The following is a 564-nucleotide window of genomic DNA, read 5'->3' on the forward strand; positions in this document are numbered from 1 at the left end:
AGGATTTGACAAAACGGTTCACTGAAGACCTGATCAAGTACGAGGAGGAAAAGAAAATGCCCTATATAATGAGTGCGGAAAGGATTGGCAAGGAGAAGGGCTTGCAGCAGGGCATGCAGCAAGGCATCCAGCAAGGCATCCAGCAGGGCATGCTCACAGATGCAAGAGAAATGGTTTTAGAAGCCCTTGATGCAAGATTCAGCAAAGACGTTCCAGAAGATGTTTATGAAAAGGTACAAGCCCTGAACAACAGGATTCTGTTGAAAAAGCTGCTCCGATCAGCTGCTCAAAGCGAGGACATTGACAGCTTCAAAAAAGTTCTTCAGGAGATCCATTCGCAACAACCTGAGGGATAACCACTCGAAAAATCAGGAAAAATTAGGGACGCTTCCCTTATTTTTAAAACGCACTGTTCGTTCTTCCTTACAGACGCGGCGGGATGGGCAAACAGCCGTATCGTTTGCCCATGCTGTCACATATAGGAAGGCCTCCCGAATGAACTCCACCACGGGCGCAACCCATGAAATGACTTTGTAGGTTGCGGGTGAGGAACGAACCCCAACA

General features: G+C 47.7%; 1 protein-coding gene and 1 pseudogene. One reads left to right on the top strand and one right to left on the bottom strand.

Annotation, left to right across the window (positions count from 1 at the left end; all coding sequences use genetic code 11):
• A pseudogene (locus tag JWG43_RS17730) lies at positions 1 to 356 on the top strand (hypothetical protein); the annotation flags it as partial.
• 12 nt (positions 357 to 368) lie between these two features.
• Here JWG43_RS17730 and JWG43_RS17735 read toward each other — a convergent pair.
• A partial coding sequence (locus tag JWG43_RS17735; RefSeq protein ID WP_205244277.1) for a hypothetical protein occupies positions 369 to 564 on the bottom strand: 196 nt, incomplete at its 5' end.

The sequence above is a fragment of the Desulfobulbus alkaliphilus genome, from assembly GCF_016918545.1.
Taxonomy (GTDB): Bacteria; Desulfobacterota; Desulfobulbia; order Desulfobulbales; family Desulfobulbaceae; genus Desulfobulbus; species Desulfobulbus alkaliphilus.